General features: G+C 70.6%; 16 protein-coding genes and 2 pseudogenes. 11 read left to right on the plus strand and 7 right to left on the minus strand.

From position 1 onward, the window contains the following. Positions 1 to 57: 57 nt before the first annotated feature. Positions 58 to 1,323, plus strand: coding sequence for an MFS transporter (locus LK06_RS01995; RefSeq protein ID WP_052318989.1), 1,266 nt, complete (start codon positions 58 to 60; stop codon positions 1,321 to 1,323). Positions 1,324 to 1,664: 341 nt separating this feature from the next. Continuing rightward, positions 1,665 to 3,893 (plus strand): FUSC family protein, encoded by a 2,229-nt coding sequence (locus tag LK06_RS02000; protein ID WP_234367331.1) that lies wholly within the window; start codon positions 1,665 to 1,667, stop codon positions 3,891 to 3,893. A 91-nt stretch (positions 3,894 to 3,984) separates the two neighbouring features. On the opposite strand, the gene LK06_RS02005 is transcribed toward LK06_RS02000, so the two are convergent. Further along, entirely contained in the window at positions 3,985 to 6,336 is a 2,352-nt protein-coding gene (locus tag LK06_RS02005; RefSeq protein ID WP_043434524.1) for a helix-turn-helix domain-containing protein, read from the minus strand. 145 nt (positions 6,337 to 6,481) lie between these two features. Here LK06_RS02005 and LK06_RS02010 point away from each other — a divergent pair, with 145 nt between their 5' ends. Then, entirely contained in the window at positions 6,482 to 6,709 is a 228-nt protein-coding gene (locus LK06_RS02010) for a hypothetical protein (protein ID WP_039653871.1), read from the plus strand. 263 nt (positions 6,710 to 6,972) lie between these two features. Next, positions 6,973 to 8,115, plus strand: a complete 1,143-nt coding sequence (locus tag LK06_RS02015; RefSeq protein WP_052269990.1) for a serine hydrolase domain-containing protein — start codon at positions 6,973 to 6,975, stop codon at positions 8,113 to 8,115. Positions 8,116 to 8,194: 79 nt separating this feature from the next. Here the strand turns inward: LK06_RS02015 and LK06_RS02020 are convergent. Both LK06_RS02020 and LK06_RS02025 read right to left on the minus strand, forming a co-directional pair. Continuing rightward, positions 8,195 to 8,581, minus strand: a pseudogene (locus tag LK06_RS02020) (transposase); the annotation flags it as partial. 237 nt (positions 8,582 to 8,818) lie between these two features. Further along, positions 8,819 to 9,808 carry a glycosyltransferase family 2 protein gene (locus tag LK06_RS02025; RefSeq protein ID WP_078858982.1) on the minus strand — a complete coding sequence of 330 codons (990 nt, stop codon included), beginning with the start codon at positions 9,806 to 9,808 and terminating at the stop codon, positions 8,819 to 8,821. 87 nt (positions 9,809 to 9,895) lie between these two features. On the opposite strand from LK06_RS02025, the gene LK06_RS02030 reads away from it, so the two are divergent. Next, a complete protein-coding gene (locus tag LK06_RS02030; protein ID WP_234367332.1) occupies positions 9,896 to 11,854 on the plus strand; it encodes a GtrA family protein in 1,959 nt (652 codons plus the stop codon). After that, positions 11,838 to 12,223: pseudogene (locus LK06_RS34155) on the plus strand (transposase); the annotation flags it as partial. The gene LK06_RS02030 and the pseudogene LK06_RS34155, both read left to right, overlap by 17 nt. Here the strand turns inward: LK06_RS34155 and LK06_RS32955 are convergent. The 3 genes from LK06_RS32955 to LK06_RS02050 all read right to left on the minus strand — a co-directional run bounded on the left by LK06_RS32955 (position 12,130) and on the right by LK06_RS02050 (position 15,531). Then, complete coding sequence (locus LK06_RS32955; protein ID WP_039653869.1) at positions 12,130 to 12,429, minus strand: hypothetical protein; 300 nt, start codon at positions 12,427 to 12,429, stop codon at positions 12,130 to 12,132. The pseudogene LK06_RS34155 and the gene LK06_RS32955 sit on opposite strands and share 94 nt — an antisense overlap. 61 nt (positions 12,430 to 12,490) lie before the next feature. Further along, on the minus strand, positions 12,491 to 13,447 hold the full coding sequence (locus tag LK06_RS02045; protein WP_039653868.1) for a hypothetical protein: 957 nt from the start codon (positions 13,445 to 13,447) through the stop codon (positions 12,491 to 12,493). Between the two features lie 188 nt (positions 13,448 to 13,635). Continuing rightward, on the minus strand, positions 13,636 to 15,531 hold the full coding sequence (locus tag LK06_RS02050) for an ABC transporter ATP-binding protein (protein ID WP_043405357.1): 1,896 nt from the start codon (positions 15,529 to 15,531) through the stop codon (positions 13,636 to 13,638). 177 nt (positions 15,532 to 15,708) lie between these two features. Here LK06_RS02050 and LK06_RS02055 point away from each other — a divergent pair, with 177 nt between their 5' ends. From LK06_RS02055 to LK06_RS02075, 5 genes are all read left to right on the plus strand, one after another. Further along, positions 15,709 to 16,701, plus strand: coding sequence for a lysylphosphatidylglycerol synthase transmembrane domain-containing protein (locus tag LK06_RS02055; RefSeq protein WP_234367333.1), 993 nt, complete (start codon positions 15,709 to 15,711; stop codon positions 16,699 to 16,701). A 137-nt stretch (positions 16,702 to 16,838) separates the two neighbouring features. Beyond that, entirely contained in the window at positions 16,839 to 17,603 is a 765-nt protein-coding gene (locus tag LK06_RS02060) for a crotonase/enoyl-CoA hydratase family protein (RefSeq protein ID WP_039653867.1), read from the plus strand. Between the two features lie 637 nt (positions 17,604 to 18,240). Further along, positions 18,241 to 19,332, plus strand: coding sequence for a mechanosensitive ion channel family protein (locus LK06_RS02065; protein ID WP_039653866.1), 1,092 nt, complete (start codon positions 18,241 to 18,243; stop codon positions 19,330 to 19,332). 370 nt (positions 19,333 to 19,702) lie between these two features. Beyond that, complete coding sequence (locus LK06_RS02070; protein ID WP_039653864.1) at positions 19,703 to 21,922, plus strand: NADP-dependent isocitrate dehydrogenase; 2,220 nt, start codon at positions 19,703 to 19,705, stop codon at positions 21,920 to 21,922. A gap of 287 nt (positions 21,923 to 22,209) precedes the next feature. Further along, positions 22,210 to 23,430 carry a cytochrome P450 gene (locus LK06_RS02075; RefSeq protein WP_039653863.1) on the plus strand — a complete coding sequence of 407 codons (1,221 nt, stop codon included), beginning with the start codon at positions 22,210 to 22,212 and terminating at the stop codon, positions 23,428 to 23,430. A 5-nt stretch (positions 23,431 to 23,435) separates the two neighbouring features. Here LK06_RS02075 and LK06_RS02080 read toward each other — a convergent pair whose 3' ends face one another. Next, positions 23,436 to 23,867: a hypothetical protein gene (locus LK06_RS02080; protein WP_052270001.1), complete on the minus strand. Its 432-nt coding sequence runs from the start codon at positions 23,865 to 23,867 to the stop codon at positions 23,436 to 23,438. Positions 23,868 to 23,937 lie beyond the last annotated feature (70 nt).

A 23,937-nucleotide genomic window follows, 5' to 3' on the forward strand; every position in this document is an offset into this window, starting at 1 on the left:
GGGCGGGGCGCTCGGAGCCGGACGGCACGGGTGCCCGGAGCGTGGGGCACCACGTGGATGCTGCTCGCGTTCATGCTGGTCAACTTCGCCGACAAGGCGGTGATGGGACTCGGCGCCCCCAAGATCATCAGCGATCTCCACCTCACCCACGGGCAGTTCGGCATGGCCCAGTCTGCCTTCTTCGCTCTGTTCAGTCTCTCCGCGCTGGCGGTCTCCTCCCTGACCCGCCGGATCAGCACCGGCGTACTACTGCTGACGTTGGCGCTGGCCTGGTCCGCCGCCCAACTGCCCATGCTGTTGCAGACGTCGGGGTTCGGTGTGCTGGTCGCCACCCGGGTGCTGCTGGGGGCCGCGGAGGGCCCGGCGCTGCCGGTGGCCACCCACCACGTGTACGGCTGGTTCGGGCATCGCGAGCGCACCCTGCCGACCGCTGTTCTGCTGATCGGTGCTGCCGCCGGGGTGGCGGTCTCGGCGCCCGTCCTGAGCTGGGTGATCGATCGCTGGGGCTGGCGCTGGGCGTTCGGAGCCGTGGGTTTCGCGGGCCTCGCCTGGGCTGCCCTGTGGAACGGGTACGGGCGCAAGGGCCCGCTGCAGCGGGCGGACGACCGGCCGGAGGAGGGCGCCCCGCCAGCGGCGTTGCCGTATCACCGCATTCTGCTGTCCAGGACCTGGCTCACGGCCGCCTTCGGCTCCTTCGCTGCCTACTGGATGCTGTCCTCCAGCCTCACCTGGGGCCCCGACTACCTGGACCACGTCGCTGGACTGAGCCTGACACAGACGGGTCTCCTGGTGACGCTGGCGGCTGTGGGCAACGCTGCCTCTCTGCTGTCCCACGCGCTGTTGACGCGGCGCACGACGGCTCGGGAGGCACGCGGGCACCCGGCCCGCCGACGGCTGCCGTCCGGTGCGGGGAGCGGGCTGCTGATGTGCGCGGCGGCGTGCGCGGTCGCCGTGTTCGTCTCGTCGGACACCCTGTGGGTCAAGATCGTGATGATGGTGGGCCCGATGACGCTGACCAACGTGATCATGACGGTCTCGCAGACCGCTTGCGCCCGCGTGGCACCGCCTGAGCGGCGCGGCGTCGTGCTCGGAGCGCTGGCCTTCGTCTACGCGCTCGCCGGGATTCTTGCGCCTCTGGTCACCGGCCGGGTGGTGGACGCAGCAGGTGACCTGGGCACCGGCTACCGGACCGCATACCTCCTGACTGCCGGCCTGGTGGGGAGCGCCGGGGCACTGGCGGCCTGTTTCCTGCGCCCCGAGAAGGACGCCCGGCGACTAGGCGTGCCCGAGCAGGCCGGACCCGCACCGGTCCTCGCGCACTGATCCCGGCGACAGCCGTGTCACCGACTCTCACGGACCGGCGCAAGCACCGCTCGGCCGGACCCACGTCCCGCGGGCGGGGTCCGCGCGGCCGTGCGCGGCCCGCGTGCCCGTAGCCTGCCCGAGTCAGCAGTCCTCGGCGGTACCCGTGACGGGCGGCGGGGTGATCGTGCCGGACGTGTCGGGGCGGTGGCTGACGGTCACGGGGTGACGCCGTGCAGGTTCAGCCGTCGCCCCGCCGGCACGGGTCGGTGCGGGCCCCGGGCGTCAGGACTCCGCAGCCAGTGCGGGGGTGCGGGGCGAATGCGACCCTGAAAGGAGGCAGGCGGGCAGAAGGGCTGACCATGGGCTCTGAGACGGACACTGGCGGTGCCGCCCGCGTGCTGCGCAGCGTCCCACCGCTGCGCCGGACCGTCAGCGCGCTGCGGTTCGGCACGAGCGCTTCGGCCTGCGCCGGCCGACGGGCCGTCCGGATCACGATTCCCGCCGTTGCCGTCTTCTCTCTCAGCCTCTACGGCCTGCACCAGCCCGTCACCGCCACGTACGGCCTGTTCGCGGCGGTGGCGATGGCCGGTCTGTCCCGCATCCCCGGCACCGGCCGGCAGCGAGCCGCCGTCATCATCCGGGTACTCCCCGTTGGCTGGCTGCTGGTCACGGCCGGGACCCTGCTCGCGGTGCGTACCTGGACCGCGGTGGCGGGGATGCTGGTGATCGGTTTTCTGCTGTCGTACTCGGCGGTGGCCGGTCCGCGGCTGGCCGGGGCGGCTCCGGGCCTGCAACTGATGTACATCCTGCCGTGCTTCCCACCGTTCGAGCCGCAGACGCTGCCCGAGAGGCTGGGCGGGATGACGCTCGGCGTCCTGCTGCTCGTGCTCTGTGAGAGTCTGCTCCTACCCGACCCGCCCACCACGTCCTACCGGGACCTGTCGGCGGACGCGGCGATGACCTCGGCGCGCTGTGCGACCGAACTCACCCATCCGCCGTGGACCCTGGCGACCGCCACGGCTGCGGCGGCCCGGGAGGCGGGCGATGCGCTGCGCCCCTTGCGGGTATCGGAAGCGGAGCGTCCCGCCGGGCCCGGACTGCGCGAGCAAGCGCTCGCTCACGCCGGCATGGCCAGCCGTGTGCTGCTGGCCCGCCTGCGGGAGGTACCGGGGCCGGGTCCGCAAGGCCCGCACCCCCATTCCCTCGCCCTGCTGCGCGAGGTCGCCACGACGGCCCGCAAGACCGCCGCAGCACTGCGCACGGGCCGTCCGGCGGCCGGGGCAGACCACCTCGGAGAGGCCCTGGCCGCGTACCGACTGCACCGTACGGTGCCGGCGAACGGGACAGAGTCCGAGAGCACCGACGCCGTCATGCGCCGTCAGGCGATACTTCTGGAAACGGCCTTCGCCGGCGTGACCCTGGCCACCGCAGCCGATCTCGCACTGGGAGGACGCCCCACGGCCGACCGGACGCAGGACGCCGGTTTCTGGTACGCGCGGCACAGTGACGCCTGGCTGTGGGGGAACCGGATGCTGGACCACCTCAGCCCGCATTCGGTGTACTTCCAGAACGCCGTGCGGATCAGCCTGGCGCTGGCCGCTGCTCGCACCGTGGCCGGACTGGGCTCCCTCCCGCACGGGTTCTGGACCATGCTGGCCGTTCTCACCCTGGTCCGCACCACCGCCGCGCAGACCGGTTCCACCGTGGCCAAGGCCCTCACCGGTACTCTGCTGGGCGCACTGGTCGCCGCCGTGGTGCTGCTGCTCGTCAGGGGGAACACCGCGGCCTATGCCGTGGCCCTGCCGGTCATCATGCTGGCCGCCTTCTGGATCGGGCCGACGCACGGCGTGGGATGGGGACAGGCGCTCTTCACCCTGGTCGTGTCCATCGTCTTCGCCCAGCTCGCGCCCGCCACGTGGCATCTGGCCGAGCTCCGGTTCCTGGACGTCTTCACCGGCAGCATGATCGGACTGGCGTTCGGAGTCCTCGCTTGGCCGCACGGCGCCCAGCGAGAACTGCGCCGCGACGTCGCGGCCCTCCTGCGCGCCATTGCCGAGACCATCGCCTCGACCACGGCCGTCCTGACGCGGGTTCGGGCACCGGAACCCAGCGGCCTGCCCTCACTGCGGCACGCCCTGACCCTGGCGGAGTCGTCCTTCGCCCAGTACCAGAGCGAGCCCCGACGGCCCGGCACGACCCCGGTGGATTGGCACGCGGCGCTGATAGCCGGCCACCACGCCATACGCGGGTCGCGGCGCCTGCTGCAGGCCCAGGACCCGGCCGAGGTCCACTCGTTCCCGCCCGGCTGGCGGGCGGGGCTGTCCGGTGACGGCGATGCACTGGCCGAGCGTTACCAACTGACCAGCACCCTCCTCGAAGGCGCCCGGCAGACCGTGCCGCAAGCTCCGCAGCCGGCGCTCGGTGGGGCGTCGGCCGACCGCCCGCCCGGCGCGTCGGCCCCACCGGTCTACTACGACGCCGAGGCCTGGCTTCGGGCGCTCGCGGTCGATCTCCGCCACATCTCCGACACCGTGGCCGACGCCACGGACGAGGCCCCAGACGAACCATCCCGCACAGCCCGGCGATGACGACCGGCAGCCCGCTGCCGGGCTCCGGCGCCCGTGAGGACCAGCGACTGGGGCAGCCGCACGATGCCGTCGGCATCGATCCGGGGGGCGTTCACCCGGCGGCGAACCGGGCGGGGTCGTAGCGCGACTGCTGCTCGCGGTAGGCGCGTGCCAAGTGGTGCTGCAACCGGATGTGCCGGAACTGGTAGACGGCACCGGTCTGCCGCAGTACGCCCCGCCGGTAGGCATCGTCGAGGAAGGCAACGGTGTTCCAGGGGAGTTTCCCGGTCAGCGGCAGCCAGACGCGGGTCAGCACCGCCCAGTGCCCCCAGGCGGTGAAGCAAAGCATGTAGGAGAAGGAACCCCCGATCCCACCGACGGCGCCGATGACGAGCCCGTCCGCCAGGCTCCAGTTCAGCGGTCCGAGGACGCCCTCGAAGAGGCTGACGAACAGTCTTCCCCCTGCGGCGATCGCCAGGGTGAGCATCGGTCCCACCACAGCCATCTGCCGCGTCACGGTGGCACGGTTCGAGGCGAGCAGGCTCGCCGGGTTGGCTGCGCAGGTGACGTCGAGCGGCGCTTCGAGCAGCGTCGTGAGCCCGAAGACCAAGCCGGCGGCCGAGCCGAAGATCGTCCCGAAGGCGAGCATGTTGACGAGTGTCGCCTCGATCACCGAACCGTCCGCCAGCGAGCCGCCGTGGTAGAGGACGCGTTCCAGAGTGACTGCGCACGCACAACCGGTGCCCATGACGAACCCGCCCAACATGCCGGCGAATCGCGTGGTGAACGTGCGCAGCGGGCGGCGCCCGATGCCGGGGTGCACCCCGACGAGCTTCAGCCGCACCTGAGCCGGCTCGAACACCCCTCCACCGAACGCGACCATGATGCCGTAGACGGACCCGAAGGCCAGCCCGGCGACCAGCCCCACCAGCAGTCCCTGCACCATGGACTCCCCTGGCCCCAACGGGGTGAGCAGCAGGTCCGTCAGGCAGTCGGCGGAGGCCACGCACAGCGCCGAGGCGAGCATGATCAGCGCGGTACGCGTCGACCGCCGCAGTGAGGCGGCGGTGTGCCACCAGGCGAGGTCCTGCCGGTCCTGGCCGAGCAGGGCGAGATGGTGGGCGAGGTAGCTCAGCCAGCGCTGGGCGCGTGCCGCGTCCCATGTCCGCCGGTCGCCGGTCCGGCCGCCTGCCGACTGCTCGCGGGGAAGGCCGCGGTAGAGCGCCGGCACGAAGCCCGCGAGCAGGTGCTCCTCCAGTGCGTGCTCGGTGGGGAACCGGGTGCCGTCCAGCAGTTCCGTCGGATCCCTGTCCGGCGCATCGCTGTACATCGTGCGCGCGAGGATCACCATCAACGGGGTGCTCAGCGCTCTGACCAGGTTCGTGTGCGCCGGAGTCCTTTCGGCATCCAACTGCTGCAGCACCCGTTCCCACTTCGTGCCGGCCTCCCGGTCGCCCCGGGAGGCCGGCCGGGCTGTTCGGGGAAGGTAGGCCGTGAGGTCATCGGGGGTGAGGTCGGTGAGCTCGATGCCCGCGGCCCAGACCAGCGGGGCGCCGGCGGACCGTACCGCCTCCGCGAACTCGCCGCGCCGGCTGGTCAGGACGAGCGGCCATGAGGTGATGTTGAGCGCTTCGAGCGCCGGGGACCGCAGCCCTTCCGCGATCTCGTCGAAGCCGTCCAACACCGGCAGGATGAGGTCGGCGTCGACGAGCGCGGCAGCCAGCGTAGTCCCGCTGGGAACGCGGCGGGCCAGATGCGGATGGTCCCGCAGCAGGCGCTCGACCAGCCAGTCCCGCAACGCCGTGGCCGTCGGGTCCCAGGAGCCAACACTGAAGAGCACCGGGATCGGGTCGGGCACGGACCACTCCTCCAGGACGTCCAGGACGAACCTGATCGCCAGAATGGACTTCCCCGAGCCGCCCCGGCCCAAGATCACCAGCCGCCCGGATCTGATCCGCCGGTAGACCTCCGCCGCACTGCTCAGGTCACCGCTCAGGTCGACCCGGTGCGCCGTGGCGCCCGGCGCGACGCGCTGGATGTTCTCCGAATGGTCGGTCAGCTCCGCGGGCGCCTCCCGCCAGCGCACCGGGAGCGGGAAGGGATCGTGCACCCGGCGCTGCCCCTCCTCGCGCCGCCAACGGCGCCGCACCTCCCGGGCCAGCTCACCCGCGCAGTCGGCGAGCGGGCCCGGGACCGGCCGCGGTGCGGGGTCGGGGGACGCCGGTACGTCGGGGACGGGCCCGGTTCCGCCGAGCAGGGCCGCCAGCCTCTCACGGTCCAGAGCCCCGACCTGGAGGGCATCCGCCAACAGGTTGACCGTCCCGAGCCGGTGATCGGTCGCTCCCCCGGTCTCAAGCCTGCGGATGGTGCGCACGCTCACTCCGGAAAGCTCGGCGAGCTGCTCCTGTGTCAGCTTCGACTGCGTTCGTATCCGGCGTAACAGCGGGCCGAGCTGATCCGTCACTGCAGCACTCCCTGCGTTCACGATCACGACCTCGCAGGAGCCTACCGGGGCAACGGGCCATATGTGGCCGGTGTGTTGGCCTGTCCTGTGAGCAGCGGAATCGACAGCATCGACGGCGGATCGGGACCGAGGGAAGGGAGCCGGCATGGCCTACCGCTTCTGGTGCGGCGAGTGCGGTTTCATGACGGCCTGGCTCAGCCAGTCCGTCGGGGAGCAGGAGCAGATCGAGCACTACGCCAGGCATCACCCCGGAATTGATCCGGGTGGCCACGTGGAGATGAACCGGAAGGACCCGCAAGGCGGCATCGGCTGCCTTGAGTCCCTCGTCATCGTGATCGTCCTGCTGATCCTCGCGGCCTCGTGCCACCACTGAGCACCTTCGTGCCACCACTGACGCGTCTCTCGTCCCGTGCACCGGGACCACCTTGCCCCACCGACGGGGAGACGTGGATGAACGCGGGCGTCCCCAGGCGCGGCTGCGCATCCCGATCTTCCTCCATGACCTCGACGGCGTCATCGGCCGGCTCCGCAAGGCCTGATGCCGTCGCTCGTCCGCCCGTACCTTGCGTGCAACCGCTTCCGCAGCCCCTTTACGCCACCTGTCCCAACGACATCTCGTTTCCCTGGAGGCATCCCGTGTCATGGAAGTCCAGCAGGTCGCACCTGCCGACCACCGTCGGTGCCGTCACGGCGGCACTGCTCACCCTCGCTTCGCCGGCCCAGGCGGCCTCGGCCGGCGACCACACCGACACGCTGGCGGCGTTGCGGACGTTCCAAGCAGCGGCGGGCCCGGGTGCGGGCGTCTACGCCGGTGACAGTGCGGGGTCCTGGAACCTCTCCACCGGTACGGGCGTCATCAACACCCACACGCCCATCGCACCGAGCGACCACTACCGCATCGGCAGCCAGACCAAGACGTTCACCGCAGCGGTGGTGCTCCAACTGGTCGACGAGGGCAGGGTCTTGCTCGACGCACCGATCGAGCGGTACCTGCCGGGCGTCGTCGACGGCAACGGCTACGACGGCAACGCCATCACGGTGCGCCAACTCCTGCAGCACACCAGTGGCATCGCGGCCTACGAACCGCTCACCGACGCGCCCGCCGCCAACCCCGACGGCTCCTACTCACTGGGCGCGCTGGTGCAGCAGGGCCTCAAGCACGCACCGGCCTCCAAGCCCGGCACCGCCTTCCTCTACTCCAACACCAACTACCTGATCCTCGGCCTGCTCATCGAGAAGACCACCGGGCTTCCGGTGCACCAAGCCGTCACGGACCGGATCATCAAGCCGCTGGACCTGACCCGGACCAGCTTCCCGGCACCGGGCGACCGCTCCTTACCCGCTCCGGCCGTGCACGGCTACAACGGCATCCGGATCGGCAGCTTCTACTTCTGGCACGACGTGATCGGCTACGACCCGTCACTCTTCAGCAGCGCCGGGGCCATGATCTCGTCACAACAGGATCTGACCACCTTCTACCAGGCGCTCACCGCAGGGAAGGTGGTCACCCCGGCCACGCTGGCCGAGATGGAGAACACCGACACCGTCGGCGCCCCCGGATCACCCCTCGCCTACGGACTCGGGCTACTGCGGCACAACCTGCCCTGCGGCGGTGTGGCCTGGGGCCACGACGGTGCGATCCCCGGCTACTACACCGAGACCCTGGTCACCACGGACGGCCGGCACGCGTCCGTGGTGACCAACGCCTACCTCGCGACCAACCCGCCGGTCCAGCAGATGTACAGCCTGCTGGACACGGCACTGTGCGAGAAGCCCTGAAGGAACCGCCGACCCGGCGCCACCACCCCGCTCAGCGCGGCGGAATCCGCACAACTGAGGTTTTCGCTTCGGGGTGACGTCATGGCAGTGTCCAGATGAGGCCGGTCTCGGCGATGAAGCCGTCGAGGAGGCCGGGCTGGTACTGCATCTTCTTCAGCCGGGTGCGAGTGAGAGCCGCGCGGGCGTCGACTGTGCAGGCCGCGAGGTTGCCCAGGTCGTTCTTCAGGTTCGCCCACACACCTTCAGCCGGGTCCAGGTCCGGCGCGTAGGCCGGCAGGCGAAAGACGGTCAGCCACCGCTCCCGGGCCGCCGGTAACTCGCGCATCAGCGCGTCCTTGTGCTGGGTGGAGTTGTCCCAGACCAGCACGATCTTTCCGCCGAGCTGTTGGTGGGCGGCATCCAGCAGCTCGGCGAAGTCCTGCTCCCTGAAGCCGTTCTTCTCGCCGCGCCGGCCGGGGTGGTGCACGTTCCTGCTGATACTGTGCGCCGTCGCATGGCGGCTGGCCGTCAGGGCCATGCGACGCCAGCTTCTGGACTGACGACCCCAAGACGCCCAGGCGCTCCTCGACGGCAGGGGAGTGTCACCCGAGGCGTCGAAGATCCGCCGGACGGCCCCGGCCAGCTGTCCGCGCCGCACCTCGCGGGCGGTGACGGGCTTGTCCTTCCGCTCCGAGGCGTGGCCGGTCGTGGACGGGGCGCTCCGTCACACGGTGCCAGGCAAGATCTTCCGGGTGGTGTCGTCCAGCAGCTCGACCGTCATGTAGTCCACGCCGCGCGACGGTGCCGGGTAGCGGAGATGGGCCAGGCGCGCCTGTTCCTGACGCATGTACATGAACGACTCCAGGATGTACCCGCCCATCAGCACGAGCACCGCAATGATCATGATCGCGGCGGCCAGTACCGCGGTGGGGAGGCGGAGCACGACCCCGGTGCGGGCGAATTCGACGACCACCGGGATACCGAGCGCGAGCGAGATGGCAGCGAACAGTCCAGCGATGACGGAGTGGAACAGGGAAGGGCGCTGGCGGCGGGCGAGGCCCAGGATGAGCTTCAGGATGCACCAACCGTCCCGGTAGGTACGCAACTTGCTCGTACTGTCGGCCGGGCGGTCCTTGAAGCCGACCTCGATCTCGGCTGTGGGCAGGCGCAAGCTGAGCGCGTGAACCGTCATCTCGGTCTCGGTCTCGAACTCGTGCGACAGCGCGGGGAAGGACTTGATGTAACGGCGGGAGAAGACGCGGTAGCCGCTGAGCATGTCGCTGACGTCGTTGCCGAACAGCGAACGCACGGTGCCGGTGAGCATCTTGTTGCCCACAGCGTGACCGGTTCGGTAGGCGCCGTCCACGGTCTGGCGGCGGGCGCCCACCACCTGGTCGTAGGGGCCTTCGAAGAGCAGGTCGACCATCTCACGAGCGTGCGAGGTGTCGTAAGTGTCGTCACCGTCGATGATCAGGAGAGCGTCGGCCTCGACGTCGGCGAAGGCTCGGCGAATGACGTTGCCCTTGCCCTTGCGCGGTTCGTGGCGCACGATCGCGCCCGCCCCGAGCGCTTCAGCGACGGTGCCGTCCGTGGAAGCGTTGTCGTAGACATAGACGACCGCCTCCGGCAGGGCTTCTCTCAGGTCACAAACGACCTTGCCGATGGCCACCTCCTCGTTGTGACACGGCACGACACATGCGACCGTTGGAGTCATCGAAAGCCTCCCTTCCCCATACACCTCATCATCGCCGACTATTTTTCTTGTCGGTTTTGTCCATATCGCATACCTTAGGTGCATATTGTGCTGCAGCGAACGACGTGGCGCCCGCAGGCGGCCAGTTGGGTGCGAAACATCTGGCGGGAGGCTGCGGCTTTCGGCGTGATCGGAGCGGTGGCGTTCGTGGTGGAGTTCACCGCGTTCAACGTCTTGATCTCCGGCGCGTCGTTCTCCAGCAAGGGGGTACTGCACTCGGCACCGGTCGCCGCGTCGGCCCTGGCCACCATGGTGGCAGTGGCGGTGAGTTGGCTGGGCAACCGGTATTGGACCTATCGCGACCGCAAGGACGCTGTCGCCTGGCGCGAGGTCTCCTGGTTCCTGGGCATCAACCTGGCCGGCCTGCTCGTCACCGCCGCGCCGGTCTACGTCGGACACGGGCTCCTGGGCCTCGACTCGACGTGGAGCGACAACGCGGCCAGGCTCATGGGCTGGGCGACGGCGACGGTGCTGCGCTTCACCGTCTACCGCACGCTCGTCTTCGCCGAGCAGGGACCGGCCCGGGTCGCGGGATCCGGCCCGGTCTTGAATCCGGCAGCGACGGCCACAGTGGCGCCGGGTACCGCCCGCCGCCCAGGTTCCGAGCGCCTCAAGACCGTCCGCCAAGAGGCGCATTGGCCGTGGGGCCTGGCCGCTGTCGCCGTGGTCTGCGGGTACGCCGTGGCCGCCGTCTTCCATCCCGGGTATCTGAGCCCTGACAGCACCGACCAGTTGCTGCAGGCGCTGCGGCAGCGGCCGGTGACTGACTGGCATCCGCCGGTGCTGGTCCTGCTGTGGCGTGCGCTGATCCACACCACCGGAGCCATGTCTGCCATGGCCGCACTGCAGGTGGCGGTCCTGTGGGCGGCACTGTGGGTGCTCGCGGTGCTGGTCTGGCGCAGGACTGGCAGCCGCGGCCTCTCGCTGGCCGTCCTGGCGGTCGGGCTCGCGCCCAACATCGTGAACCTCACCGGTGTGGTCTGGAGCGACGTCCATCTAGCGTACGTGTTGCTCGCGGCCTGCGCGGTGGCGCTCGTCGCCCGTGAGCTGCCTAAGGACCGGCTCGTGAGCACCCGGTGGGCGCTGCTGACCCTGGGCGTGTTGTTCCTCGCCTACGCCGTCCTCGTCCGCAAGAACGCCGTACCGGCCGTCATTCCGGTCTTCGTGCTGCTGGTGCTCGGGATCTGGCCGACGGCACGCGGCCGACGCCGGTGGTTCGGCGCTGCGGGGCTCCTCGTCGCGGTCACCGTCGCCGGGAGCGCCGGCGTCTCGGTTGCCACCGACCCGGTGGCAACCCACCAATACGCGCAGATCCCGCTGGACGATCTCGTCCACGTCCTGCCGCCGGACCAGGTGCGCACGGCCGCCCAGCAGGCTGGTGCAAGCCTGGACTTCCGCAACCGCCTGGTCTCGGCCGCCACCACGTGCCAGCAGCACGACATCGTGAGCGACGCCTACTTCCACTGCTACCCGCGCGACCGCTCACTCGGCCCTACGGAACTGGGCCGCCACGCCTCCGTGCTCGTCCAGATGTGGACGCAGCAGATCCCGCACCACCCGGTGAGGTACACCCGGTACCGGCTCCGCGTCTTCGCCAGACTGCTCTTCCAGGGCAACCAGTTCTTCGAGAGCGGCTCCACCGCCTCCGCGCGCAGCATCCCTGCGGTGGCGAGTGCGCCAGTCGACCACCAGCTCAAGTCCACGCTGGGCAGCTACGTCACCGCCTTCGTACGCGACGTTCCACTGCTGTTCCAGGGCTGGTTCTGGCTAGTCGTCTCCCTGGTGCTCACGCTGCGCCGTCGGTGGCCGGGACCCTATGCGAGGGAGATCCGGCTGCTCGGGGCAAGCGGCGCGCTGTACATCCTCGCGTACCTGCCCACCGTCCCTGAGTCCAACTACCGCTACGTGTACTGGCCCGCGCTCGGCGGGGCCCTCGCGGCCCTGCTCGTCACGACGGGGTGCGTGATGCGGCGCCACTCGTCGGCAGCGTCTGACCGCCCGGCGTGACGAACTGTTCGAGCCGGCGGACGCGCTGCTGTGCGTCGACGGGCCGGGGGTCTCACCGGTGGATTTGACGCTGGTGCTCGAACACCGTCGTGGGCAGGGAGCGTTTGTACGGGACCCTCGGCCACGGGCGGATCGACGTGGACAGGTTGCGGTCCTTACCGGCCGGGCTGCCCCTGCCGGGCTTCGAAGGTGACCGGCTGGTGCTGGTTGGTCGATGTATCGCCCTGGTTACGGTCGGACGCGCCGTGCTCGGCGGGCCAGCTGCTCCGCCATGTCTATGGGCGGGCGCAGTCCGCGTCGCCGTTCATCCCAGGCTGGCCGTACTCCTTCGTCGCGGTCCTAAAGCCTGGTGCCACCTCATGGACCAGCGTCGATCTCGCCAGCGTGCCGATGCACCAGATCGGCGACGACACCCTCATGGCAAAGGCCGTTGCAGCATCGCTGACCACGCCGACCGACGACGAGTCCGGTGAGATCTGGCTGGGCTCGCCCACCCCGCTCCAGGCATCCGTGGCGCAGCGGTCGCACAGCGGACCGGGCACAGCCGCGTGGAAGCCGCTGCTGCCGCTGCTCATGCCGGTGACGGTGTTCGCGCTGCTGCTGCGCCGTCGTCGTCGGGGCCGCACCGCCCGGCGTTCACCGGCCCGCGGCCGCTCTGCGCTGCGCCTGGTCGAACTCGGCCACGGGATCGCCGACGACGTGCCAGGGCCAGGGGGTGACGGAGCCGCCCAGGGCCTCGAAGACCGGGTGCGCCTCGCGCCTGCGGTCCGCGGCCATCAGCGCGTAGGCGAGGATGTTGAGGTCGGCGAGTGCCCTGGCGTGGCGGAGGAATCCCGGCTGCACCCAGGTGCCGGCCGCCCGGTCGAGAGCCTTGACGGCCATCGCCTGCGACCAGTGGTTCCGTGCGACCAACGCTTCGAATCCACCCCGGTCCAGCAGCGCGTGGTACTGGAGGACCTGTGCCGTGAGCTCGGTCCCGGCGCAGGGCGCGTTGGCGGGCATGCGCGCGCTCAGCGCGTCCACGAACTCCATGACCTGGATGCGCGACCCCCCTTCCTCCGGCGTGAGGTAGCCCAGCATGCTCAGGTAGGCCTCACGGTTCCAGCGGTCGCGCGCGAGGACCTCGTTCCACACCCCGAACGCCTGAGGCTGGGCCCAGCGTTCCAGGCGTGCCACGTTCAGCAGGGCCACCCATGGAGTGGGGTCCTCCGGAACGAGTTCGGCGGCCCGCAGACATGTCTCGACGGTGGCGTCGGGGTCTTCCAGGCCGCCCCCGGAACGGCCGCGTTCCACCTGCGTCCAGGCGTGCAGGATGAGCGCGTTCGCGTTACGGGGCTCGCGAGTGGCCCAGGACCGCGTCACGGACGTCGCAGAGAGGTAGTCCGCCAGGACGCAGATCCGGTGACTGCGGCGGTCCCAGTCCCCCGGGCTCTGGTCCAGGAGCCGGGAGATCTGGGCCGCGCACAGGTCGGTCGTCGCAATGGTGCCGGTCCTGGTGGTCGCCAGCAGAGCCTTCAGGAGTTTGCTCAGATCCTGATCGTCGAGCTCCGGGGCAAGTCGCACCTTTTTGCGGCGGCTTGAAAGAAATGCCATGGACGGAGGTTAGAGGGGCCGGGGAATCACACAAGACATGAGTCAAGATCGTTACTGGTTACACGTCTCACTCGTGGTTACCTGCTCGTATGGCGAGATGTCCGTCCCGGGCCCCGCCGGTCCGGGACAGGGCCCGCCCCGATCCCCCGCATCGGTGCCGCCGCCACCGGAGAAGGCTCCGCGGGTGCTCAGAGAGACGGCACCCCGGTCGCCTCCGCCGCCCCTGCGTCGCGCTGCGCGAACTGCGTCCGGTACAGCTCCGCGTACCGCCCGGCCGCCGCCAGCAGCTCCTCATGCGTACCCCGTTCCGCGATCCGGCCGGACTCCACGACCAGGATCTGGTCAGCGGTGCGGACGGTGGAGAGGCGGTGGGCGATCACCACGGCCGTGCGACCGTCCAGGGCTTCGCCCAGGGCCTCCTGGACGGCTGCCTCGGAGGTGTTGTCCAGGTGGGCGGTGGCCTCGTCCAGGATGACCACGCGCTGCCGGGCCAGCAGCAGTCGGGCGATGGTCATGCGCTGGCGTTCGCCTCCGGAGAGCCGGTAGCCACGCTCACCGACGACGGTGCCCAGGCCGTCGGGCAGCGCGCGTACGACGTCGGCGAGGCGGGCGCGGCCGAGCGCGTCCCACAGCTCGTTGTCGGTGGCGTCCGGCCGGGCCAGGAGCAGGTTGGCCCGCACGGTGTCGTGAAAGAGGTGACCGTCCTGGGTGACCATGCCGAGGGTGGCCCGCAGGGACGCGGCGGTCAGGTCCCGGACGTCGGCCCCGCCGATCCGGACGGCGCCCGAGTCGACGTCGTACAGCCGCGGCAGGAGCTGCGCGATGGTGGACTTCCCGGCGCCGGACGAGCCGACGAGCGCGATGGTCTCGCCGGGTTCGGCGCGGAACGAGATGCCGTGCAGAACCTCCGAACCGCCTCGGGTGTCGAGGGCGGCAACCTCTTCCAGGGAGGCGAGGGAGACCTGGTCGGCGGAGGGGTAGGAGAAGCGTACGTCCTCGAACTCGACGGCGACCGGGCCCTCGGGAACCTCTCGGGCCTCCGGGCCCTCCTCGATGAGCGGCTTCAGGTCCAGCACCTCGAAGACCCGCTCAAAGCTGACGACGGCGCTCATCACCTCGACCCGCGCCCCGGCGAGCGCGGTCAGCGGGGCGTACAGACGGGTCAGCAGCAGGGCGAGGGAGACGACGGCGCCGGGCTGCAGAGTGCCGTGCAGCGCGAACCAGCCGCCGAGGCCGTAGACGAGCGCCAGGGCCAGAGCGGAGACCAGGGTCAGCGAGGTGATGAAGACCGACTGGGCGGTCGCCGTGCGCACCCCGATGTCCCGGACCCGGGCGGCACGTGCCGCGAACTGGGCCGACTCCTCCTCCGGGCGGCCGAACAGCTTCACCAGGGTGGCGCCGGGGGCGGAGAAACGCTCGGTCATCCGGGTGCCCATGGCCGCGTTCAGCGCCGCGGCCTCCCGCTGCATGCGCGCCATCCTGCTGCCCATGCGGCGTGCCGGTAGCACGAACACCGGCAGCAACACCAGCGCGAGGAGGGTGATCTGCCAGGACAGGGTGAGCATCACGGCGAGGGTGAGCAACAGGGTGACCACGTTGCTGACCACACCGGAGAGGGTATTGGCGAACGCCCGCTGGGCGCCGATCACATCGTTGTTGAGACGACTGACCAGTGCTCCCGTACGGGTACGTGTGAAGAACGCGACGGGCATGCGCTGCACATGATCGAACACAGCCGTTCTGAGGTCGAGGATGAGCCCCTCCCCGAGCGTCGCCGACAGGCGCCGGCTGAGGATGCCGAGACCCGCCTCGGCAACGGCGACGAGCGCGATGAGCAGGGAGAGCCGGATGACCGTGCCCGAGTCGTGCCCCGACACGATCGCGTCGACGACGCGGCCGGCCAGCACGGGGGTCGCCACCGCGAGCAACGCGGTCACCACCCCGAGCAGCACGAAACGGATGATGCCCGCGCGGTGCGGGCGGGCGAAGGCGGCGATGCGGCGCAGTGTGGCGCGGGCGAAGGGACGGCGCTCCTGCTGCGCGGTCATCACGGTGTGCAACTGCGTCCATGCAGTGGTTTCCATGCTCATGGGACAGAACCTAGAACCTCAAGCTTCGTTGAGGTCAATGTCCGCACTCATTCTCCTCAACCGGCGCCCCTCCGCCCCGCCCACCCGAAGGTCGCGATGACCCCAGTCTGTAAGGCGCCGTCCCCGGTTCGTCCACCCGCCGTTGGAACGGCAGGGAAAACCTCTGGGAATGTGACTGACGTCCCGCTGCCCCCGCGTCGTCCGCTCTCGCCACTGCCCCGGGGAACACGCCTGTGGCGTGTCCCCGTCCGCCGGTTGCTGTGCCTGGTGCCGCTCCTGCTCGTCACCGTGGCCGCCGTGCGGCACCGCTCGGTGCTCGCCGAGGGCTTCGGCCAGTTGCGGACGGCCTCCGTGCCGTGGCTGCTGGCCGCGTCCGGTGCGACCTGTCTGACCTGGGTGGCCGCCGCGTTCACCCGGCAGGGCGCGGTAGTACAGCCGCTGCCCAAGGCACGGCTGCTCGCGGCTCAGTTCGCGGCGGGGGCGGCCAACCACCTGTTGCCGACCGGGCTGGGCGCGAGCGCCGTCAACCTGCGTTTCATGACCGTGTGCGGGGTGCCGCTGGCCCGCTCCTCGGCCGCGCTCGCCCTGTACCTGATGGCCGAGTGCGTGGGCCGACTCGGCCTGCTGACGGCACTGCTGGTCGCCTTCCCCGGTGCGCTGCGCCTTGGCCCCCTGCTGCCGGACGGCGCAGTACTCCCGCTGCTGCTGGGCGCGGCCGGGCTCCTGGTCGCTGCGGGGGCCGTCCTGGCGCTGGTACGGCGGCTGCGCAGCCGTGTGTCCGCGTTCGTGCGCGACGCCCTGGGCGAGGCCCGGTCGGTGCACAGCCGGCCAGCTCGCGCCCTGGCCCTGTGGGGTGGCTCGCTGGCCTTCCCGGCGCTCCAGGCGGCCGGCCTCGCCGCGGTCGGCCAGGCGCTGCGCCTCCCGGTGCCGCCCGCGCACATGGCTCTGGCCTATCTCGCGGCGACGGCCGCGGTGGCGCTGGTGCCCACGCCGGGCGGGCTGGGCTCCGTCGAGGCCGCGCTGATCGTGGCGCTGGTCGCGGTGGGCGGCCCGGCTGCGCTGGCCACGGCGGTGGTACTGGCCTACCGCCTCATCACCGTGTGGGTACCGCTGTTGCCGGGGGCGCTGGCCCTGGGGGCATTGGTGCGGATGAAGGTCATCTGAGCGTCCGGCCGCAGCCGGCGCCGGCCTCCCGGCTGACCCGCGTGCGAATCCCTGAGAGGCTACCGGCAAGTCACTCGCCGCCCGGTGTACGAGCACGACCCTGGACGGTGCCGACGCAACAACAGGAGGAGGTCCCCATGCCGGTCCGGATCGAGCGACAGGGGCACGTCACCACGATCGTCCTCTCCCGGCCTGCGGCACGCAACGCGGTGGACGCTCCGACGGCCGCCGAACTCACCGCCGCCTTCCGGGCGTTCGAGGAGGACGACCGTGCACGGGTGGCGGTCCTGTGGGGTGAGGGCGGCACCTTCTGCGCGGGCGCGGACCTGAAGGCCATCGACACAGAGCGCGGCAACCGGGTGGCGGAGGACGGAGACGGCCCGATGGGGCCGACCCGGATGCGTCTGTCCAAGCCGGTGATCGCGGCGGTGGCCGGGTACGCGGTCGCGGGTGGTCTCGAACTCGCCCTGTGGTGCGATCTTCGGGTCGCGGAGGAGGACGCGGTGTTCGGGGTGTTCTGCCGCCGCTGGGGCGTGCCCCTGATCGACGGGGGCACGGTACGGCTGCCCCGGCTGATCGGCACCAGCCGGGCCATGGACATGGTCCTCACCGGTCGCCCGGTAGCGGCCCGCGAGGCGTACGGGATGGGGCTCGCCAACCGTGTGGTGCCCACCGGAACCGCCCGGGCCGAGGCCGAGGCACTGGCAGCGGACCTCGCCCGCTTCCCGCAGGCGTGCCTGCGCAGTGACCGCGCGTCGCTCCTGGATCAGGAGGGGATGGCGGAGCAGGAAGCGATGGGCAGGGAACTGCGGTACGGGCTGGACGTGTTGACGGAGAGCGCCAAGGGTGCCGCACGCTTCGCGGCGGGAGCCGGGCGGCACGGCTCGTTCACGGACCAGTGAGCCCCCGGCGGCGGGCCCGGAACGGTTCCCTCGGCAGTCCCGCCCGCTCACGCGGCGGTCGCGCTGGACCGCGGGCCCTCCGGATTCAGTCCGGATTCAGTCCGGATTCAGTCCGGATTCGGCCGGGACCGCAGGCGTTGCATGGGGGCGCCGCCGTGGACTGGGTCGCGGGAGCCCGCCCCATCAGCCAGATCGCGGCGCTCTGGGTGGCCCGCGTGACCGTACCGTCCTGCCTGCCGCGGTCCCCACCGATCACGGCCGACACGGTGCCCTACGCGTCGGTGGCACGGGCCGTCGTCCTGGCCCTCGCCAGCGTCTGGTGGCACAGCGCGCCCGCCATTCGTACGGCACACCCTTCACCTCGTACCGCACACCCGCCACCGCGGCGCACGGCAGCGACTGCGATCAGGCGGAACTCGCCGTGGGCATCGTCCGAGCGGCCCGCGCGCTGCCAGTGAGCGGCCCGCACGCGGCCAGTCCGGGTACGAAGCGGTGTGCCGGATGCGGCAGGATGTGCGAGCGCGCGGGTCACCGGCGGACGGCTGGCCCGCGCGGTCGCACATTCCGGACATCGAGCAGGTGACATCGTGACGCAACTTCGTATCCGGCCGGCAACGGTCCCGCCCGGAGGTGACCGGTGACCTCCACGCCCACCCTGCACCACCTCGTGCTCGCCGGAATCGCCCTGGCGGCCGGACTGCTGCTCGCCTTCCTGTCGCGCGGGCTGCTGCGCTGGCTGGCGAAGCACGCCAAGCGGACCAGTTGGAGCGGCGACGACATCATCGTGGACGCGCTGCGCTCGGTGGTCCCCTGGGCCGCGATCGCGGGCGGCCTGGCGGGGACGGCGACGGCGCTGCCGCTGGCCAAGACCGTCCGGTCCAATGTCTACCAGACCCTTCTGGTGTGGCTGATCGTCGTGGCGACCGTGTCCGCGGCCCGAGTGGTCTCCGATCTGGTCCGCGCGATCACCCAGTCCCGCTCGGGCGTGGCGGGCTCGGCGACGATCTTCGTCAACATCACCCGTGTCCTGGTCCTGGCGCTCGGCTTCCTGGTCGTGCTCCAGACGCTCGGCATCTCCATAGCGCCCTTGCTCACCGCTTTGGGTGTCGGTGGCCTGGCGGTGGCCCTGGCCCTGCAGGACACGCTCGCCAACCTCTTCGCCGGCGTCCACATCCTCGCCTCGAAGACCGTGCAGCCCGGTGACTACATCCGGCTCAGCAGCGGCGAGGAGGGTTATGTCGTCGACATCAACTGGCGCCAGACGACGGTGCGGCAGCTGTCCAACAACCTGGTGGTCATCCCCAACGGGCAGCTGGCGCAGACGAACATGACCAACTACACGCGTCCCGAGCAGGAGCTGACCGTCCTGGTCCAGGTGGGCGTCGGATACGACAGCGACCTGGAGCACGTGGAGCGGGTGACCATGGACGTGATCGCCGAAGTGATGACCGAGGTCGCCGGCGCCGTGCCGGACCACGAGCCGGCGATACGCTTCCACACCTTCGGCGAGTCCAGCATCGACTTCACGGTCATCCTGGGTGTCGGTGAGGTCAGTGACCAGTACCGGATCAAGCACGAGTTCATCAAGCGATTGCACCGCCGTTACCACGACGAGGGCATCGGCATCCCATACCCCACGCGCACGGTGACCCTGCAGCAGGGCGCGGTGGTCATCCCCCAGCAGCGCAGCGGGGACGGCACGGCGCCGGTGCCGTCCCTGACCGACTGAGCAGGCCGCGAGGATCCCGCGGACGCCCTGCGGGGAAACTGCTCGAATCGACCGGCCACGAGGGTGCCGCAGACGGCTGACGGTACGCCGCGCGGAACTTCTAGGGGATGCCGGGCACGTCCGCCAGGCCGTGGTGGGGCAGTCCGGGAGCGACCGGGCGGGCGACGATCTGGCCCCGGATCGTCGTCCCCGAACCGTCGCCCCGGTTCATTGCCCGGGCGCCGCCCTCGCCGCGACGCCCTGGCAGTGAACCGGGCGACCGGCGCTCCGGCCCGACACCGTGTTTCCGGGCCGGACCCCTGTCGAGCCGGACCCGATCACGAGATATCTTGATGTCGAGCAATGTTGCAGACGTGGAGCGGAGCACCCGGTGACTGACTCGACCATCATCTACACCTACACAGACGAGGCCCCGGCCCTGGCGACGCATTCGTTCCTGCCGGTGATCCAGGCGTACGCCTCGCAAGCCGGTGTACCCGTGAAGACCCGCGACATCTCGCTGGCCGGGCGCATCATCGCCGTCTTCCCGGAGTACCTGAACGAGGACCAGCGCATCGCCGACGCGCTGACCGAGCTGGGCAACCTGGCCAAGACGCCCGCGGCCAACATCGTCAAGCTGCCGAACATCTCGGCGTCGATCCCGCAGCTGAAGGCCGCGATCGCAGAGCTGCAGGGCAAGGGCTACGCGCTGCCGGACTACCCGGACGACCCGAAGTCCGACGAGGAGCGTGAGATCCGCGCCCGCTACGACAAGATCAAGGGCTCCGCCGTCAACCCGGTGCTCCGTGAGGGCAACTCCGACCGCCGTGCTCCCGCCTCGGTGAAGAACTACGCCAAGACCCACCCGCACCGCATGGGTGCCTGGACCCCCGAGTCCAGGACGAACGTGGCGACCATGGGCGAGAACGACTTCCGCTCCACCGAGAAGTCCGCGGTGATCGCCGAGGACGGCACGCTGCGGATCGAGCTGGTGGGCGAGGACGGCACCACCACCGTGCTGCGCGAGTCCGTGCCCGTCCTCAAGGACGAGGTCGTCGACGCCGCGGTCCTGCGCACCGCCGAGCTGAACACTTTCCTCGCCGCGCAGGTCGCCCGCGCCAAGGAGGAGGGCGTCCTGTTCTCCGTGCATCTGAAGGCCACGATGATGAAGGTCTCCGACCCGATCATCTTCGGCCACGTGGTGCGCTCCTTCTTCCCGAAGACGTTCGCGAAGTACGCGGGTACCCTCACGGCGGCGGGCCTGACCCCGAACGACGGCCTGGGCGTCATCCTCAAGGGCCTGGACGGCCTGCCCGAGGGCGCCGAGATCAAGGCCTCCTTCGAGGCCGAGCTGGCCGAGGGTCCGGACCTCGCCATGGTCGACTCGGACAAGGGCATCACCAACCTGCACGTCCCCTCGGACGTCATCGTCGACGCCTCCATGCCGGCGATGATCCGCACGTCGGGCCACATGTGGGGGGCGGACGGCCAGGAGCACGACACCCTCGCGGTCATCCCCGACTCCTCGTACGCCGGTGTCTACCAGGCCGTCATCGAGGACTGCCGGGCCAACGGCGCCTACGACCCGTCCACCATGGGCTCGGTGCCGAACGTGGGGCTGATGGCGCAGAAGGCCGAGGAGTACGGCTCCCACGACAAGACCTTCGAGATCCCGGCGGCAGGCACCGTCCGCCTGGTCGACCAGGCCGGCAACGTCGTCCTGGAGCAGCCGGTCGCCGAGGGCGACATCTTCCGCTCCTGCCAGGCAAAGGACGCCCCGATCCGCGACTGGGTCAAGCTGGCCGTCACCCGCGCCCGTGCCACCGGCGACCCGGCGGTGTTCTGGCTGGACGAGAACCGTGCGCACGACGCACAGCTCATCGCCAAGGTCAAGCAGTACCTGCTGGACCACGACACCGAGGGCCTGGACATCAGGATCCTCGCCCCGGTCGAGGCCACCAAGCTGTCGGTGGAGCGCATCCGCCGCGGCGAGAACACCATCTCCGTCACCGGCAACGTCCTGCGCGACTACCTGACCGACCTCTTCCCCATCCTTGAACTGGGCACCAGCGCCAAGATGCTGTCGGTCGTGCCGCTGATGGCGGGCGGCGGCCTGTTCGAGACGGGCGCCGGCGGCTCCGCGCCGAAGCACGTCCAGCAGTTGGTCAAGGAGAACTACCTGCGCTGGGACTCCCTGGGCGAGTTCTTCGCCCTGGTGCCGGCCTTCGAGCAGTTCGCCGAGACCACCGGCAATGCCCGTGCCAAGGTCCTCGCCGACACCCTCGACCGCGCCACGGCGACCTTCCTCAACGAGGACAAGTCACCGACCCGTCGCGTCGGCGGCATCGACAACCGCGGCAGCCACTTCTACCTGTCCCTGTACTGGGCGCAGGAGCTGGCCCAGCAGACCGACGACGCCGACCTGGCCAAGGCCTTCGCGCCGTTCGCCGAGACGCTCGCGGCGAACGAGCAGAAGATCGTGGACGAGCTGATCGCCGTCCAGGGCTCCCCGGCCGAGATCGGCGGTTACTACAAGGTCGACAAGGCCAAGGCGGACGCGGTCATGCGCCCGTCGGCCACCTGGAACGAGACGCTGGCCTCCTTGCGCTAATGTGCCGGCGGCGCCTAGCCGCCCGCCCCCCGCGTGTGACGTCCGCCCCGGTCGGTGCCCCGGCCGGGGCGGAGTCATGCGGTGCGGGCCGGTGCCGCACCACCCCGTCGGCCCGCACCGCTGGCTTGGTGGGGATCCGGCGGGAGACCTCCATGGACGAGCCGGGCGGACCGGCCGGGCCTCGACCGTCTGCCCTCGGCGCTGACCACGCTCGCCGACGCCGTACACCCCTCCGGCTGGAGCACTCCGGCAGGACAGCGGTCGGTGAGCGTACGAGGGTGAAGGGCATGACCGAGGAGACCACACTCACCGACCAGGCCCCACCGCCCGTACGGGACTGGCCCGCGCTCGACATGGACGGGACGGACTTCGACCCGGTCCTCGCCGGACTCATGCGCGAGGGCCCCCTGACCCGGATCCGGCTGCCCTTCGGCGAGGGCTGGGCCTGGTTGGCGACCCGCTACGACGACGTGAAACTGATCACCAATGACCCCCGGTTCAGCCGCACCGAGGTGACCCGCCGTCAGGTCACACGTCTCGCACCGAACTTCGCCCCCCGTCCAGGCTCGTTGGCCTGGGCCGACCAGCCCGACCACAACCGACTGCGCAAACCGGTCGCCGGCGCCTTCACGGTCAGTTCCATGAAGCGGCTACGACCCCGCGCGCAGGCGATCCTGGACGTCCTGGTGGACGGGGTCCTCCAGGACGGGCCGCCCGCCGATCTGATCGAGCGGGTGCTTGAACCGTTCCCGATCACCGTGGTCAGCGAGGTGATGGGAGTGCCCGCCGGTGACCGGGACCAGGTGCACGCGTGGACGCGGCAGATCATCTCCACCTCCGGCGGCTCCGAGGCTGCGGACAAGGCGAAGAAGGGCCTGTACGGCTGGATCACCGCGGTGGTCCGGGCCCGTGCCGACAACCCGGGTGAAGACGTGTATGCGCTGCTCGGCGGTGCAGTGGCACGCGGGGAGGTCAGCGAGCAGGAGGCCGTCGGGCTCGCCGGGCCGCTGCAGATCGGCGGCGAAGCCGTCACGCACAACTGCGGGCAGATGCTGTTTCTGATGCTGACCCGTCCAGAGCTGATGGAACGGATGCGAACGCGCCCCGAAGCACGGGGGCCCGTGCTGGACGAGTTGTTGCGCTACATCCCGCACCGCACCAGTGTGGGCCTCTCCCGGATCGCGCTGGAGGACGTGGAGATCGCCGGCCACCGGATCGCCGCGGGCGAGCCGGTGTACGTCTCCTATCTGGCCGCCAACTACGATCCGGACGTCTTTCCGGACCCGGACCGCATCGATCCCGACCGCGACCCGAACCCGCACGTGGCGTTCGGCAACGGGCCGCACTTCTGCACCGGGGCGGTGCTGGCCCGACTCCAGATCGAACTGCTGGTGGACACACTGCTGGAGCGGCTGCCCGGGATGCGGCTCGCCGTACCACCCGAGCAGGTGCAGTGGCGGCACAAGACGATGATTCGCGGGCCGCAGACCCTGCCCGTCACCTGGTGAGGCGGTCAGGCCCGTAGCCACTCCGTGACGATGACCTCCGCGCCGGTCCGCAGCCGCAGGGCGAACGGGCCGGCCGACGGGGTGTCCCCGGTGAAGCGGCCGAGGGCGTCGGTCGTGAGCGGTCGGACGGCGTGCGGGCCACCGAGCACCTCGATCCTCGCCGTCTGCGGCGGCAGCACCTGCCCCATCAGCCCGTCGCCGGTGACCTCGACGTCGACGGTCACCTCCCCCGCGCGGAAGGTCAGCATCCGTGGCGCGTCCGTGACACCCCGCACCGGCACGGCATCCACCAGCGAATCGAAGGTCAGTTCGGCGATCTCGGCGTCGAGGTCGTACAACGCATAGGCGTCCAAGGCGAGTTGGCGTAGGCCGTCCGGGACGGGGTCCAGCATGGTGACCGCCCTGCGCAGTTCTTCCTCCAGCCGGGTGTCCGCCAGGTCCTCGTCCCGCCCATCCGGTGGCGGCGGCCCGTTCCGGGCGTGCCGAAACTCGTCGTGCCGGTTGGCG

It is taken from the genome of Streptomyces pluripotens (assembly GCF_000802245.2).
Taxonomy (GTDB): Bacteria; Actinomycetota; Actinomycetes; order Streptomycetales; family Streptomycetaceae; genus Streptomyces; species Streptomyces pluripotens.